The sequence below is a fragment of the Marinilactibacillus piezotolerans genome, assembly GCF_900169305.1.
Classification (GTDB): Bacteria; Bacillota; Bacilli; order Lactobacillales; family Carnobacteriaceae_A; genus Marinilactibacillus; species Marinilactibacillus piezotolerans_A.
In genome coordinates, this window is sequence record NZ_FWDP01000003.1 from 13,528 (window position 1) to 28,642 (window position 15,115).

The 15,115-nt window shown below is 41.9% G+C and carries 16 protein-coding genes and 1 riboswitch; of the genes, 5 read left to right on the top strand and 11 right to left on the bottom strand.

What is annotated here, in order from left to right; genetic code table 11:
* Positions 1-111: 111 nt before the first annotated feature.
* The 3 genes from B6F02_RS01930 to B6F02_RS01940 form a co-directional block, all read right to left on the bottom strand.
* Positions 112-1,722, bottom strand: a complete 1,611-nt coding sequence (locus B6F02_RS01930) for a CTP synthase (protein ID WP_080145729.1) — start codon at positions 1,720-1,722, stop codon at positions 112-114.
* A 332-nt stretch (positions 1,723-2,054) separates the two neighbouring features.
* Positions 2,055-2,645: a DNA-directed RNA polymerase subunit delta gene (gene rpoE / locus B6F02_RS01935; protein ID WP_306293709.1), complete on the bottom strand. Its 591-nt coding sequence runs from the start codon at positions 2,643-2,645 to the stop codon at positions 2,055-2,057.
* Positions 2,646-2,777: 132 nt separating this feature from the next.
* Positions 2,778-3,221: a DUF1934 domain-containing protein gene (locus B6F02_RS01940; protein WP_080145730.1), complete on the bottom strand. Its 444-nt coding sequence runs from the start codon at positions 3,219-3,221 to the stop codon at positions 2,778-2,780.
* A 197-nt stretch (positions 3,222-3,418) separates the two neighbouring features.
* Here B6F02_RS01940 and B6F02_RS01945 point away from each other — a divergent pair, with 197 nt between their 5' ends.
* The 4 genes from B6F02_RS01945 (at position 3,419) to B6F02_RS01960 (ending at position 7,166) form a co-directional block, all read left to right on the top strand.
* Entirely contained in the window at positions 3,419-4,255 is an 837-nt protein-coding gene (locus B6F02_RS01945) for a lipoate--protein ligase family protein (RefSeq protein WP_080145731.1), read from the top strand.
* A 171-nt stretch (positions 4,256-4,426) separates the two neighbouring features.
* Positions 4,427-5,776 carry an HD domain-containing protein gene (locus tag B6F02_RS01950; RefSeq protein ID WP_080145732.1) on the top strand — a complete coding sequence of 450 codons (1,350 nt, stop codon included), beginning with the start codon at positions 4,427-4,429 and terminating at the stop codon, positions 5,774-5,776.
* Positions 5,777-5,796: 20 nt separating this feature from the next.
* On the top strand, positions 5,797-6,606 hold the full coding sequence (yidA, locus tag B6F02_RS01955) for a sugar-phosphatase (protein ID WP_080145733.1): 810 nt from the start codon (positions 5,797-5,799) through the stop codon (positions 6,604-6,606).
* A gap of 122 nt (positions 6,607-6,728) precedes the next feature.
* A complete protein-coding gene (locus B6F02_RS01960) occupies positions 6,729-7,166 on the top strand; it encodes an organic hydroperoxide resistance protein (protein WP_080145734.1) in 438 nt (145 codons plus the stop codon).
* Positions 7,167-7,269: 103 nt separating this feature from the next.
* Here the strand turns inward: B6F02_RS01960 and B6F02_RS01965 are convergent, their stop codons facing one another.
* Genes B6F02_RS01965 through B6F02_RS11045 form a run of 3 tightly spaced genes read right to left on the bottom strand, consistent with a single transcriptional unit; the run spans position 7,270 to position 8,439 of the window.
* Positions 7,270-7,680 carry a hypothetical protein gene (locus B6F02_RS01965; RefSeq protein ID WP_218672151.1) on the bottom strand — a complete coding sequence of 137 codons (411 nt, stop codon included), beginning with the start codon at positions 7,678-7,680 and terminating at the stop codon, positions 7,270-7,272.
* Between the two features lie 44 nt (positions 7,681-7,724).
* Positions 7,725-8,213 (bottom strand): hypothetical protein, encoded by a 489-nt coding sequence (locus tag B6F02_RS01970; RefSeq protein ID WP_080145736.1) that lies wholly within the window; start codon positions 8,211-8,213, stop codon positions 7,725-7,727.
* A 28-nt stretch (positions 8,214-8,241) separates the two neighbouring features.
* Positions 8,242-8,439 (bottom strand): hypothetical protein, encoded by a 198-nt coding sequence (locus tag B6F02_RS11045; protein WP_080145737.1) that lies wholly within the window; start codon positions 8,437-8,439, stop codon positions 8,242-8,244.
* A 358-nt stretch (positions 8,440-8,797) separates the two neighbouring features.
* Here B6F02_RS11045 and B6F02_RS01980 point away from each other — a divergent pair, with 358 nt between their 5' ends.
* Positions 8,798-10,093 (top strand): Y-family DNA polymerase, encoded by a 1,296-nt coding sequence (locus B6F02_RS01980; RefSeq protein WP_080145738.1) that lies wholly within the window; start codon positions 8,798-8,800, stop codon positions 10,091-10,093.
* Positions 10,094-10,226: 133 nt separating this feature from the next.
* On the opposite strand, the gene B6F02_RS01985 is transcribed toward B6F02_RS01980, so the two are convergent.
* The 5 genes from B6F02_RS01985 to B6F02_RS02005 all read right to left on the bottom strand — a co-directional run bounded on the left by B6F02_RS01985 (position 10,227) and on the right by B6F02_RS02005 (position 14,857).
* Positions 10,227-10,790, bottom strand: coding sequence for a folate family ECF transporter S component (locus B6F02_RS01985; RefSeq protein ID WP_080145739.1), 564 nt, complete (start codon positions 10,788-10,790; stop codon positions 10,227-10,229).
* Between the two features lie 128 nt (positions 10,791-10,918).
* Positions 10,919-11,016, bottom strand: a riboswitch (THF riboswitch).
* Between the two features lie 28 nt (positions 11,017-11,044).
* Positions 11,045-11,635, bottom strand: a complete 591-nt coding sequence (locus B6F02_RS01990; protein WP_080145740.1) for a 5-formyltetrahydrofolate cyclo-ligase — start codon at positions 11,633-11,635, stop codon at positions 11,045-11,047.
* Between the two features lie 15 nt (positions 11,636-11,650).
* Positions 11,651-12,505, bottom strand: a complete 855-nt coding sequence (locus B6F02_RS01995; RefSeq protein WP_080145741.1) for a bifunctional 5,10-methylenetetrahydrofolate dehydrogenase/5,10-methenyltetrahydrofolate cyclohydrolase — start codon at positions 12,503-12,505, stop codon at positions 11,651-11,653.
* Positions 12,505-13,170 carry a cyclodeaminase/cyclohydrolase family protein gene (locus tag B6F02_RS02000; RefSeq protein WP_080145742.1) on the bottom strand — a complete coding sequence of 222 codons (666 nt, stop codon included), beginning with the start codon at positions 13,168-13,170 and terminating at the stop codon, positions 12,505-12,507. The genes B6F02_RS01995 and B6F02_RS02000 overlap by 1 nt, the downstream gene beginning before the upstream one ends.
* 19 nt (positions 13,171-13,189) lie before the next feature.
* Entirely contained in the window at positions 13,190-14,857 is a 1,668-nt protein-coding gene (locus tag B6F02_RS02005) for a formate--tetrahydrofolate ligase (protein WP_080145743.1), read from the bottom strand.
* Positions 14,858-15,115 lie beyond the last annotated feature (258 nt).

Sequence of the window (15,115 nt, forward strand, 5' to 3'; positions counted from 1 at the left end):
AAAATTCACAAATAAAACTAGTCAAATCTGCATAATTAAACGGAATTCAATTATCCATTATCTTCTTCTAATTTTATGAGAGAATTTGCCACTTTCTCATAGAGCTGCCGATTACTGCTCAAGCTGGCTGTTTAACGACTTTTCAACGAACGCCGCAAATAATGGTTGAGGACGATCAGGTCTTGATATAAACTCAGGATGGAACTGGCATCCTACAAAGAATGGGTGATCAGAAACTTCAACAATCTCAACGAGACGATTATCCGGAGATACACCTGAGAAGACTAGTCCACTATTTTCCAGAATCTCACGGTATTCATTGTTAAACTCATAACGGTGTCTGTGACGCTCTTGAACGACTTCTTGATTACCATAAGCCGCTGCTGTAACCGTCCCTTTTTCCAATTTACAAGGATATAGACCCAGTCTTAGCGTTCCGCCCATTTCAACCACATCTTTTTGGTCGGGCATTAAGTCAATGATGTTGTGTTCGATGTCCGGATCAACTTCCGCTGTTCCTGCACCTGCAATTTTCGCTACATTACGCGCATATTCAATAGTTGCCAGCTGCATGCCTAAGCAGATACCGAAATACGGCACTTTATTTTCACGAGCATACTGGATCGCCAATAGTTTTCCTTCAAGCCCTCTAGATCCGAATCCGCCTGGAACCAGAATCCCATCGACATCCTTAAGCTGGCTGACCAGTTCTGAAGGTTCCAGTTTTTCTGCATTGATCCACTTGATGTCGATATCAGAGTCGACTGCATATCCAGCATGTTTCAATGCCTCTACTACAGAAAGATACGCATCGGGTAATTCAACATACTTCCCGACAATGGCAATGCGTGTCATGTGTTTCAAGTTCTGAACTTTTTCTTCCAGTTCTTTCCACTCTGTCATATCCGCTTCTGGAACATCTAGTTTCAAATGATCCACAACGATCTGATCCATATGCTGTTTCTGCAAGTTCAAAGGAATGGTATAGAGTGTATCTACATCCCTTGATTCAATAACGGCTTTTGAATCTACATCAGTAAATAACGCCAATTTGTCTTTTGTATGCTGGTCTAACGGATATTCCGTTCTTACAATCAGCAGGTTAGGCTGAATTCCTAGACTGCGCAATTCTTTTACACTGTGCTGAGTCGGTTTTGTTTTCATTTCTCCCGCTGCTTTCAGGTAAGGAATCAGCGTCGTATGGATATACATAACGTTATCAGATCCAACTTCGCTTTTCATTTGACGAAGCGCTTCAAGGAATGGCAAAGATTCAATATCTCCAACCGTTCCGCCGACTTCTGTAATAATAATATCAGAGTCTGTGGTTTGTGCAGCTCGCATGATTTTCTGCTTGATTTCATTGGTAATATGAGGAATGACTTGAACGGTAGCGCCCAGATAGTCTCCTCGGCGTTCCTTGTTCAAGACTTCTGAATAAACTTTTCCCGTTGTTACGTTTGAATACTGATTCAAATTGATGTCGATGAATCGTTCGTAGTGTCCCAAGTCCAGATCGGTCTCTGCTCCATCATCTGTTACAAATACTTCTCCGTGCTGATAAGGACTCATTGTTCCCGGATCCACATTGATATATGGATCAAATTTCTGGATTGTCACTTTCAAGCCGCGGTTTTTCAGTAAACGACCTAGGGAAGCTGCTGCGATTCCTTTTCCGATCGACGATACTACGCCGCCTGTTACAAAGATATATTTTGTCATTTGTATTCCTCCTGATAGATTGATGTTGGGAAAGTTCAGTGCAGGTACTGCACCTAGAGTATATAGAGACTCTGATTACTGTTCTCTATTCTTTTTCAAGTGTTTCTCCAGGTGCTTGGCTTCTAAAAAAGAGAAAGCTCCCTATTCTATTATAGAATAGGGAGCTTTATATATAGTGTTCCGCTCTGCCCCTTTGAGTTCAGCTGTTTTTTATAAAAAGTACAGCTCAGCCTCTTAGGGTGCCCAATAAATATAATAACCACTTCACTAAGCTTCGTCAAGGTTTATTTTCAATTGAGCTGTCATCTATCAGAGCTTGCTGTTCAAGAAGATTACTCGTCTTCTTCGTCATCTTCCAATACGTCTTCATCGTCTACAACGGTAAGTCCAGCAATATTTTCATCTTCATCGTCGTCACCCAGGTCATCCAGATCCTCTTTATAATCGCCTAGATCTTCCTCATCTTCATCATCGACCATAACACCGTGCTCATCAACATCAACACGCGCACCGTATTCAATCCCGTCGTCTTCATCTTCTTCTTCGTCTTCTGCATCATCGAAGTCTTCAACGTCTACTTCGTCAAAACCTTGACGATTTCTAGGGCGCGGTCTTTCATCTTCTGCATCGTTATCGTGCGTGATTTCTTCATCGATCGAATCGACTGGATACCATCCGCGAAGTCCCCAGCGGTTAGATCCTAAGGAAATAAAGCGGCCGTCAATGTTCAAATCTGTATAAAATTGAACCATTTGTGCCTCTAGTTCTTCGTCACTCAACTCTAAATATTCCGCTACTTGTACAAGCAAGTCATTATAATTTGTAACTTCGCCTGTATTTTCTAAAATAGCGTGTGCTACGTCTACCATTGCAAGTTCTTTTTTCGATTGATCTTCGAATTGTTTCAATTCCAAATCCCACACGACCTTTCTTGTCTTCTCTATATATTGTTTATGATCATTCGGCCGTCATCTATTTTGGATGACGAATGCAGTTGACTAATTGTCAATTACTTGCTGACCGTCTAGTTACGGCATCCAATTTATACTACCTTATCACGTAGTAAAACGCAATCTTATTTGATAAGAACCTAGCAGTTCTTCATCGAAATATAATTCATAATTCACAGAAACTCTTCCTGCAAACGGACGGTCATAGTAGCTGATCTTCAAGTCTTCTGTTTCAATCCGGATCGGCATGATTCCCGCAGGTGTTTTGTACTGGGTTTCCGTCTTTTCTTCACTGTTGAATGTTAACCTTGTCAGGAACTCTCCTCTTCTGATCAAGTTGACCGTTCCATTCGGATTGATTTTAACCGTGACCGGTACATCCGGCTCTCCAGGATGTTTTTCTTCATAACGAATGTAATAACTGTTATTCATATATACAATACGGCCTTTTTCTTCAAATTTATGATGATGGGTTTCTCCATTTTGTACAAACGAAGAATTCATCACAATTTCTGCCGGCATTCCATTTGTTAATTCTTTTGAGGGCACAGTTGAATCTCCTTTCTGTATTTCCGGTTATCTGCACTTCACATACGTGATTCTACAGGTCTTAGTTTATCATAAAATGATAGGGACGTCTCATACTTCCTTTTTATAATGGATGATAGGCAAAAAATCCTATCTTTGTTATACTGAAGATAAGCACTTTTGCTGAACAAATTGAATATGATGAAAGAAGACTCAACATGACTGTATTAAATAACCATTCGGTTCCGGTACATCTGCCTTATTTACTGTATGATTCGGACTCCGTGCCGTATCCTTATACACCTTCAGCACCATTTGCTCTAACAGACGCATTTATTGAATACGCCGGTAAAACCAGCCAAGGTATTCTCCACTTCTGGAAAACAGATCCGCTGGTTATACTGGGGATGATGGACACTAAACTTCCCGCTTTCGACTCAGCACTATCTGTCATCAGACAGTCCGATTATGCATTAGTGGTTCGCAATTCGGGGGGATTAGCTGTAGTCAGTGACCCGGGAATTTTGAATGTCTCCTTGATTTTCCCTGAAGAAGAACAGCGCATGACCATCAACGAAGGATACCAGCGAATGCATGCACTGATTGCTGAATCATTTCAAGAGTATGGTAAAACGATCGATGCAGTTGAGATCCCTGATTCTTATTGTCCCGGTGATTATGATTTGAGTATCGACGGAAAAAAAATCGCGGGTATTTCTCAGCGCCGGATCAAAGGCGGGATTGCCATTATGATTTATTTGAGTGTAAGCGGCAACCAGCTGGAACGCGGACAACTGATTCAAGATTTCTATCAAAAAGGCGATGCGCATGAACAAGACAGATGGCATTTTCCTGATGTTCGCCCCTCTTCCATGACCACTTTAGAAGCTGCATTCGAAACCTCTTTATCTGTTAGACAGGTTAAATACAAGCTTGAACAAACACTTAGAAACTGGGGAGCTGAACTTACAACAGGTACCTACTCAGAAGACATTCATATGGCCTATCAAGCTGGTATGAAAAAAATGAAAAAACGAAATGAAAAACTACTTTAAAGTGGATACTCTTCACGCTTTCTGGCACTATTTACGACCTGAAAACTTGAGAAGAGCATCTTCTAAAAACTGATTGCTGAAAAAAGAAAGGGGCCGCCTGCTTGATCGCAGCAGCATGCTGGAGATTCAATCCTATTTTGACGAGTCATTCGGCAGCGACAGCAGAACTATATGAGTGCAGACAAATTTGAACGAATCGATCGCTTGCCTTTTGAAAAAGTTTTTAAAGATCCTGTGCACGATTATGTACATGTCAGACACAAAATCATTCTAGAGCTGATCGACACAAAAGAATTCCAGCGACTGCGCAGAATCAAGCAATTAGGAACTGCACAATTCACCTTCCACGGCGCAGAACATTCTCGCTTTTCTCATTCCTTGGGCGTGTATGAGATTACACGCAAGATCGTCGATATGTTTGAACGCAATTATCCGAAAGAGTGGGATCTGAGCATGCGTCTAGTCACACTATGTGCTGCGCTTCTGCATGATCTGGGTCACGGACCGTTTTCTCATACCTTTGAAAAAATCTTTGATACCGATCACGAAGCTTTTACCACTGATATTATTCTGACGGAAGGAACAGAAATTCACGAAGTCTTGAGCCGGGTTTCTCCTGACTTCCCGAATCAAGTAGCCAGTGTGATTACAAAAGAACACAAGAATCCACAGGTCGTCCAGCTGATTTCCAGTCAAATTGATGCTGACCGGATGGATTATCTGCAGCGGGATGCCTTTTTTACCGGAGCAACCTATGGCGCTTTCGATTTATCGCGTATTCTTCGTGTCATCCGTCCTTATGATAAAGGGATCGCTTTTCAGTATCAGGGTATGCATGCCGTAGAAGACTATGTGGTCAGCCGTTTTCAAATGTACATGCAAGTTTATTTCCACCCTGCTTCACGCGGAATGGAAGTGACTTTGGACCGCTTGCTCTACCGTGCCAAACAGCTCTATCAGAACGGTGAACTGTATCCTGCATTTCCGCTGCTGGAACCTTTTTTCAAAGAAGACTATACTCTTGATGATTATCTGCGGTTAGACGATGGTGTCATCCAGACAGCTATCAACCTTTGGACAACCAGTGATGATGCCTATCTGAGTGAATTGTCGACCATGTTTTTGAATAGACGACCATTCAAATCCGTCGCCTATCAAAAAGGACAGGATGAACCGATTATCGAAAAACTGCAGGATATCGTTGAAGAATTGAACTATGACAAAGAAATCTTCACGCGCATCAACAGCAGTTCTGACTTGCCGTATGACTATAAGTTGAAAAGCAAAACACCGATCCATCTGATGTACGGAGACGGAACGCTGGTCGAACTCAGCGAAGCCAGCCCAATCGTCCGGTCGCTCAGCGGAAATCTGCATGGTGACCATCGACTGTTTGTCCCGAAAGAATTTCTGGAAGGTACTAAAGAGAATCAGGAAGTCAGTATGTTTCAGGAGTATTATGATGAGTTTCAACGTTACATTAAAAATGACCGGATCAATGATCCGAGTAAAAAACAATAGAAGTGGAGAATAATAATCCTATGAAAAAAGATTTAATCGCCATCGATATGGATGGAACCTTGTTAAACCCGGATCGCAAAGTCACAGATGAAGTGAAAAAAGCAATCCACGAAGCAAAACAAGCTGGAATCAAAATAGTTTTATGTACCGGCCGACCTTACCCAGGTGTTATTTCTTATTTAGATGAGTTGGACCTTAAAAATACTGGTGATTACGTTATCACCTATAACGGTGCACTTGTACAAAAATCTGATACAGAAGAAGTGATTTCTCAGCATACCATGGATCACGAAGATTATCTGATTCTTGAAAAAGCCGCTAGAGAAGCCGGCGTTCATTTCCATGCCATTCGTAATGACGGCATTTATACCCCAAATAAAGATATTGGAAAATATTCTGTTGTGGAATCCTTTATTAATGAAGTCCCGTTGTTTTACAGCCCTGTTGAAGAAATGGATCCTAAAACTCCTTATAATAAAATGATGATGATTGATGAAGAACCGATTTTAGAAGCAGCTATTGCTCAACTGCCAAATGAATTATGGGAAAAGTACACTATCTTACGCAGTGAACCCTACTTTTTAGAATTCTTAAACAAGAAAGCAAACAAGGGGATTGCACTGGAAGATTTAGCGAACAGCTTGGATATTCCGCGTGAACGGGTCATGTCTATCGGCGACAGCGGAAACGATGTGCACATGATCGAATATGCCGGAACAGGCGTTGCAATGGGCAATGCAAAAGATGCCGTCAAAGATGTTGCAGATGCCTTTACCACTTCAAACGCTGAAAACGGTGTAGCAAAAGCGATTCGTGATTTCGCATTATAACTCAGTAAACCAAAACAGCCTTCTATCTGGAGGGCTGTTTTTTTACAGCCGTATTATTTTTCCCATATGATATGGAGTGTTATACTTTCAATAGAATAAAAAAATAAGGAGTGGATTTAAAGATGGCAGATAAACCCGTTTACACTACAACATCAGTCAATACAGGTGCTCGTAATGGAGAAAGTCACACACCAGATCGTTCTTATGAGGTAAAAGTCGATACACCTAAAGATATGGGCGGATCAGGAAACGGTACAAATCCTGAGCAGTTGTTTGCATTAGGATACAGTGCCTGCTACCACGCTGCATTAGATCACTACAAACGAGAAGAAAAAATCACCAACAAATCCCAAGTAACCTTAACGGTTCATTTATTAAAAGACCCAACAGACGGCGGATTCAAGTTGAGTGCAGACATCGAAGTCGGTATCGAAGGCTTAGAAGATGCAAAAGTTAAAGAACTGGCAGATAAAGCACACCACTACTGCCCTTACTCTAAAGCAACGATGGGCAACATCGACGTAAACGTTAGTGCTGTTCCTTATGTAGAAGGTAAATAATCACACGACTAAATGGATAACATGCAAAAATACAGCATCGCCGGATGTATCATCTGGCGATGCTGTATTTTTATGGTAAAAAGTATTGAACTGTATTCAAGCTCTAAGGAGCAAACCCATAATACAATAAGATAAAAGCTGGATGGCCGATGATCAAGACGCCAAATAGTGCAGCTATATAAGTGACCAAGAAACCTACCCTTAATACTGGGAAGTGTTTTTGTTTCAAAATTTTGCGTCCGCCATACCAGGCTAGGATGAGCAGCAATACTATCGCTAATACAAAGTAAGAAACTTCGATAAATCCATAATAGTCAGCATAAGTATCGAATCCCACGTTCGAAGTCGTCATTAAGTACACCGATCTTCTCAACCAGAGAAAAAGAAACCCTCCTTGTAAAACGCCAGAAAAAGCAGTGATACTATAAGCGATCGGTTTCTTTTCTTTCCTCACTGATAAATAGACCAGCCCCACATAAGCAAGCGCCATCAGCATGGCATAAAATGGTTGCATTGAAAGCATATTTTTCTCCTTTTTTCTCAATAAACTGAGTTATTTTAGTCTGCAACCAGCTTAAAGACATAAGTTGCAGTCCCCTCATTCCACTTGCCGACTATTTCGTAAATTATTTCTCCTTGCTCTGGAAGCTTTACTTCTTTAGATTCGCCGGCTATCGTACTATCTTGACTCCAGACTCTCACCGAGTAGGTTTCAGGTTGTTTTTCAAAGTCCAGTACAATACTCGTATCAGCAGTAACCTGGAATGGTTCTTGATCCGAAGTTAATACCGGCGGCACTTCTGCCTCTGCTTCCACACTTGTGCTCCCACTTTCCTTTTCTTCAGACCAACTGTACGTCCCTAAAATCGGTGTTAATTTTTCTTCATTTAGTCGAATGGTCAGGTTCGGCGGTTTAGGCGTCGACTGATTCGCAAAATATTCTACACCATTCATATCACTTTCATCTTCCGAAAGATATACAATAAGAAATGTACCAAGTAAAAACATCCTCATCATTAACGCCAGAAATCGTTTTCCACCTTTCATTTTGCCGTTCTCCCTTCAAAGTAAAAAGTCACGATTTATCTGATTCGGATCTTAGATACTTTTTGTCAAACCATCTAACTAGTATATAAACGACCGTAAACATTACCGTATGAATCAGCGATTGGATAACGCCTTCTAAGCTGAACGGCTCTCGAAAAATTGTAAATATCATATCTATCGCAAATACTAATACAAAATAAACCACTATAATCCATTTGCTTTTCAAGTATAAAATCCTTTCTACTGTTTTTGACTAATTTTGCTTATGTACTGACTAAAAAACTCTATTGCTTTCTCATCTGTGTTGACAAACAATTAAAAATGAAAAAAACATTCACAGCATTTTTGAAATCAAAACATTTACTCTTGCTTTTCAAATATTTTTTTATCCCAAAACTAAAACACTATAAACTCATACCCTTTTAAATACGAAAACCAGCATTTATATTGTTATAATAACACATTGCACTCTACTATAAATCCCTTATTTCACTTCTTTTGAGCAAATATTTTCAGTTGACCATTCGAATATACGTTCGTATAATAATAATTAACCAAACTAACATTCGGCAAGGAGAAAGACAATGGTTCAGCAGATCGATTATACACACGAACCTAGACGGCATATCTTATGTATTGATGTAAAATCTTTTTTTGCATCCGTTGAAGCTGTCGAACGCCACCAGCATCCTCTTGAAGCGTATATTGCTGTTGTCAGCAAACCAGAAAATAACGGCGGTTTAGTGCTGGCCTCTTCCCCTATGGTCAAAAAAACTTATGGAATCAAAACCGGCTCGCGTGTTTTTGATATTCCGCGGCGGTCTAAAATTCAGATTGTAGAACCGCGAATGGCTTTTTACTTAGAAAAGAATATAGAAATCCTGCGTATTTTCAAACGGTTCGTTACTAACGAAGATCTGCTTGTGTACAGTATTGACGAGTCTTTTCTGGATGTTACCCAGTCACGGCAGCTGTTTGGTACAGCAGAAGACATTGCAAAGCAGATTCAATACATAATATGGAAAGAACTGAACTTGGTTGTGACAGTAGGGATAGGAGATAATCCGCTGTTAGCCAAGCTGGCTTTAGATCATGCCGCTAAGCATGATCTAAAGAAAAATTTCATTGCTAACTGGCACTATGAGAATGTTCAAGAGACCGTTTGGCAGATCCATCCGATGGCAGACTTCTGGGGGATCGGCAGTCGTACCGAAGCACGTTTGATGCGTATGGGCATTTCTTCTATTTACGACTTGTCTCAGTTCGATGTGCGGCAGCTGAAGAAAAAAATGGGGGTCATCGGCGAACAGCTCTTTTACCATGCACATGGCATTGATCGAACACGGCTGTCCGAAACCTTTACGCCCCAATCAACTTCTTATAGTAAAAATCAGATTTTGAACAGGGACTATACAAATAAGCACGAAGTCGAAATCGTGATCCGGGAAATGGCTGAAGAAAACGCCATGCGTCTGCGCAGACATTACGTCACGACCAGTACTGTCAAACTGACTCTAGGCTACTCCAAGCATATTGAAGAAAGAGGGTTCAGCCATCAAATGCCGATAGAAGCGACCGATTCTTCAAAAGCACTGGTCAGCGCGCTGCTGCTTTTATTCGAACGCCACTATCTCAACCAGCCAGTACGCGTTGTCAATGTAACATTTGCTCATATCCGTCCGAAACAGTCGCTGCAGTTAAGTCTATTTGAAGAACCGCAGCAGCTGATCGACCGGGAGGCATTGGACCAGACGATCGATCATATCCGCAGAAAATACGGCTACACCTCTCTTCTCCATGCCAGCAGCTTGGTTCAAGGCGGGATGGCACTGCAGCGGGCCAAGCTGCTCGGGGGACACCGTTCAGGAATTCAGAAATAAGTTTACTGTATCTTTAAGCAGCTGATTCCTCTTCTGCTTAGTCAAAAATCCTTCAGTTTGCACAAAAAAGGACCGACACTGTCCGTGGACAATAGTCGGTCTCTTACTTACTGATATTCTTTCAATAAAGACATCATTTTTTAGCTGTAGAAAATTTCTGATAGACATTTTTCAGCTGCGGATTTGTAGCCAAAAACCAGATCGTTACAAAGTGAATCACTGCCGTCAACGCATTTTGCGCTAACCGAATCGGTAAAATCACTCCTAAAGGATTTCCCGTCAAGATCAGAATCCAAATGGTGTTCAGCGTCAAGTTCACAAATATCGTATTGAATGCCACAACAGCTGCAATTCTCCACCAGTGAATGTTTTTCCTATGCAGAAAGAATCCATAAGCCACTCCGCCGATAAAGGCAGATACCGTAAACCCCGGAAAGAATCCGCCGACACCGCCCAGCAGCACAAAAGCTAATAGATCACTAAAGGCTGCAGCAGTCCCTGCAATCAGCGGACCGAATAGGATTCCCAGCAATGCAATGGGTAAAAAGGCAAAGGTAATACGGACAATTGGTGTACTGATGCCCACCCTGCTCAATGCGATATTCATGGCGATCAGGATTCCAATGATGACTATTTCAATAGTTCTGATTTCCCATTTTGATCGTTTTGGTCGGTTACTGTAAAAGTTGTTATTCATTTCGAAGATCTCCTTTAATTTGAACTCACGCACTGCATAGTGATATCTATACAGTTTCCGTCCGCTGCAGTTGGAGCGCAGCAGACCAACGTTCGTCAAAGAGTCCTCGCTAAAAAACGATTAAGCTTTCAAGCGGATGCAGAGAGGAGTCGCAAAACGGGTCGTTTTTTCGTCTGAGGGCAACATCCCATCCACTCAGCACTTAACGCTCATCTCTTACTCTTTTTCGTCTATTTTATACGTGGTTATATCTTTTATTTTGATAGGTGGTGCTGGTCGGCAGAAAGGGTTGCAGAAATGCCTGCTTCTGTCAGTAAAAATTCTACCGGGATATCATGCGGTTCTACTGGGATATCCTCGCTTAGCTGGCACTCGCTGACGATCGATAGTGTCGGTTGGGTAAATCCCTTCAGAAATCGATCGTAGTAACCTCCGCCAAACCCTATTCTATACCCTTTTTTGGTAAATACAACCCCTGGAACAATCATAAGGTCTATCTTTTTATCGTCGACTTTCTTCGTCTTTTCCGGAATGGGTTCATTGAGTCCAAAGTACCCTTCTCCCACTTGATCGAAGTGGTCGATCTGATAGAAATGAAGCGCTCGGGAAGCATGGATGGATTTGGGAACACTGACACTTTTCCCTTCCTTCCAAGCTCTTTGAATAATGGGCGCCGTATTCCATTCAAACCCTCTGGATAAAGTTACTCCTATACTTTGAGCCGTCTGCCATAATTCAGAAGCAAATAGTATTTTGTAGAATTGTTCCTCTTTGGCTGACTTTTCTGCCGGGGACAATTGCCGTAATGAAGCAATGATTTTTTTCCGAAGTTTTTCTTTTTCCATTCAGTACGCCTTCCTTTATGATGCTTTTGTCATTTTCCACGCCGCTTTGACCACTTGTTCCGCCAGCACCGCAGTAGTGATAGTGCCGATTCCTCCAGGAACTGGTGTGATCGCTGCAGCTTTCTCAGCTACTGCATCATATTGTACATCTCCACAGGTCTTCCCGTCGACTTGTCCGTAGCCTACGTCAATCACGACTGCGCCTTCTCTGACATGCTCAGGAGACACTAAATGAGGCGCCCCAGTGGCAGAAATAACGATATCCGCCTGTCTTGTATACTGCGTTAAGTCTTTTGTTTTAATGTGGCAATTGGCAACCGTTGCTTCTGCATTTAATAATAAAATGGACAGCGGTTTTCCGACAACTGGACTGCTGCCGATGACACAGACATCTGATCCTGCCAATTCGATTTCATAATAGGCAAGCAGCTCCATTACTGCCTTTGGTGTACTCGGCCACAAACCAGTCTGATCGTTTTCAACTAATTTCCCTAAATTACTGGGTGTCAATCCATCAATATCTTTGTCTGGGCTGATCCGCAATGCAACTTCATTTCTGGATAATGATTCAGGCAGCGGCTGCATCACTAGAATACCATGTGTATCTGCATTTTCGTTCAAATCATCGATCGCGGATAAAATATGTTCTGAAGGAGCATCTTCAGGAAAAACAATTGATTCGACTTCTATACCTACTTGATTCATTGCCTTGATGGCAGCTGTTTCGTAAGCAATCGAAGAGGGATCTTCCCCGACACGTACGATCGCTAAAGCTGGTATATGATGAATCAGCTTCAATTCTTCTACTACTTGCTGCGTCTGTTGATTGATCTTATCTGCAACTTCTTTTCCACTTAATACTTTTGTCATCATTGCACTCCTTTTACATCAGAAGGCGGCCACTTCTTATGCATCAGATAATATTTTGAATCTGCATACAGCTGATCTGCGATTTCTTCGCCTTGGACCAGATACACATTCCCAAGTCTTTCCAGCTCGTTTCTAATCGGTTCTTGTTTGATGCCGTTTGTGTTGACCAGTACATTTAAATAGGCCGATTGAAGGGTCGTTTTAGCAAATAAAACACCGACAGCAATATCATTTACAATAGAACCTTTAATATCCAGCTTCGTCAGTTTATCATATAACTCCAAGACTTGAACAGTCGCTTTCATCATTTTCAGCGGCGGCTGTGCAGCACCGTGCAATCCTTTTTCAATTGCTTCTTGACGTTCGGCTTTTTGCTGATCGGTTTCTTTCGGAAGCTTATAGGCTTGAGAAACGGGTTCGAAGGCTAGAGCATCTTCTTCGCTCAACTCTTCAAATGATGTCCGCAAGTTTTCTGCTTTTTTTAAAATCTCTAAAATATTCTCTTTATGTTCAAAATAGGCTTTTTTGTCTTTTTGAATATCAGAAACCATTCGAATCAAAGCAGCGCTCATCGCACCAATTAAAGCTGTGGCGCTTCCGCCTCCTGGGATCCCTTCTTTAGACTGAAGTTGATCCAAGTAGGATGAAATAGATTGATCGGTCATCTTTTTTCTCCTCTGTTATTTAAAATAATCCAGTGATTTTCCCTTCTTCTGTAACATCGACCTGCTCGGCCGCCGGACGTTTAGGCAGCCCTGGCATCCGCATGATGTTTCCTGTCAGAACTACAATGAATCCGGCTCCTGCTGAAATCGATAATTCACGGATATTCACTTCAAACTGTTCAGGTCGTCCCAAAAGACTCGCTTGGTCAGATAAAGAATACTGCGTTTTCGCCATGCAGATCGGCAGCTGACCATATCCTAATTCAGTTAATTTTTTCGCTGTTCGTTTAGCCTTGCTAGTCCATTCTGTTCCAGATCCGCCGTAGACTTTCTGAACAATTTTTTCGATTTTTTCTTCTATTGTATCGCTTAATGCATAAGCGAACGTCAATTGAGATGGCTGGTCGCAGAGGTCAACCACTGCTTGGGCTAATTCAACTCCGCCAGATCCGCCTTCAGCCCATACATTAGACTGAACAACTTGTACACCTTGTTTTTCACAAGCTGCTTTTAAAACGTTCAATTCATTTTCCGTATCTTGAGGAAAGGTGTTGATCGCCACAACCGCATTCAGTCCATAGACCTGCCGAATATTTTCCACGTGTTTCACCAGGTTTGGCAGTCCGGCTTCCAGTGCAGTTGTATTCTCCTCGTTTAAGGCAAGCTTTGAGACACCGCCATGCATTTTCAATGCGCGAATCGTCGCTACAATCACTACAGCATCTGGCTTCAATCCGCCTATCCGGCATTTGATATCTATGAATTTTTCAGCACCCAGATCTGCTCCAAACCCAGCTTCCGTTACCACATAATCAGCATGCGCCAACGCCATTTTAGTAGCCAGCAAGCTGTTGCAGCCATGGGCGATATTGGCGAAGGGTCCGCCGTGCACAAAAGCCGGCGTATGTTCCAGTGTCTGTACTAGATTTGGTTTCAGTGCATCTTTCAGCAGCGCTGTCGCAGCGCCTTCTGCTTTCAAATCTCCAACCGTTACGGGTTCGTTGGCAAAAGTATAGCCTATAAGACAATTTTTCAATTTCTTTTTCATTTCTTCCACTGAATGAGACAAGCATAGTACTGCCATGATCTCTGAGGCAACTGTAATATCAAATCCATCTTCTCTAGGCATGCCGTTTGTATGCCCGCCTATACCGCTGACTAGCGACCGGAGTTGGCGATCATTCATGTCCATAGCCCGTCTCCATGTAATTCGACGAGGATCAAGTCCTAATTCATTGCCTTGATAAATATGATTATCGATCATGGCAGCAATCAAGTTATTGGCTGCTCCAATAGCGTGCATATCTCCAGTGAAGTGCAGATTCAGATCTTCCATAGGCACCACTTGAGCGTATCCTCCGCCTGCTGCGCCGCCTTTCATTCCAAATACAGGACCAAGTGAGGGTTCTCTTAAGGCGATGGCCGTTTTCTTGCCGATTTTCTGCAAGGCATCACCTAGTCCTACAGAGGTCGTCGTTTTTCCCTCACCAGCCGGCGTAGGGTTAATAGCGGTCACTAAAATCAATTTCCCGCTTTTTTTCTGTTCTATGTCTTGATTGGATAGTGTAACTTTTGCTTTATATCTACCGTATAGTTCTAAGTGATTCTGTGTCATTTCCAGTTTGTCTGCAATCTCCTCGATTGGCAGCATACTGGATGCTTGTGCGATTTCAATATCTGTTTTCATTAGGTTCCTCCAATTAACGAACGATATAGCAGTCATTTTCGATTCAAACCTATCTATTAGCGTAAAAATCCGTAAAGAATTTCTTCTAAACCAGTATATCATATCTATAAACGAACTTTATAACAGTCGCAGTGTTTTCTCTCTATTTTTCCATACTTTCCTGTTTCCGCGTATACAGATCTTTGATTTTTAATTTTATCAATCGACTTTTTTGGAATTATTGCGTAAAATAGGAATAGTTAGTAAAAAAGGAGGACG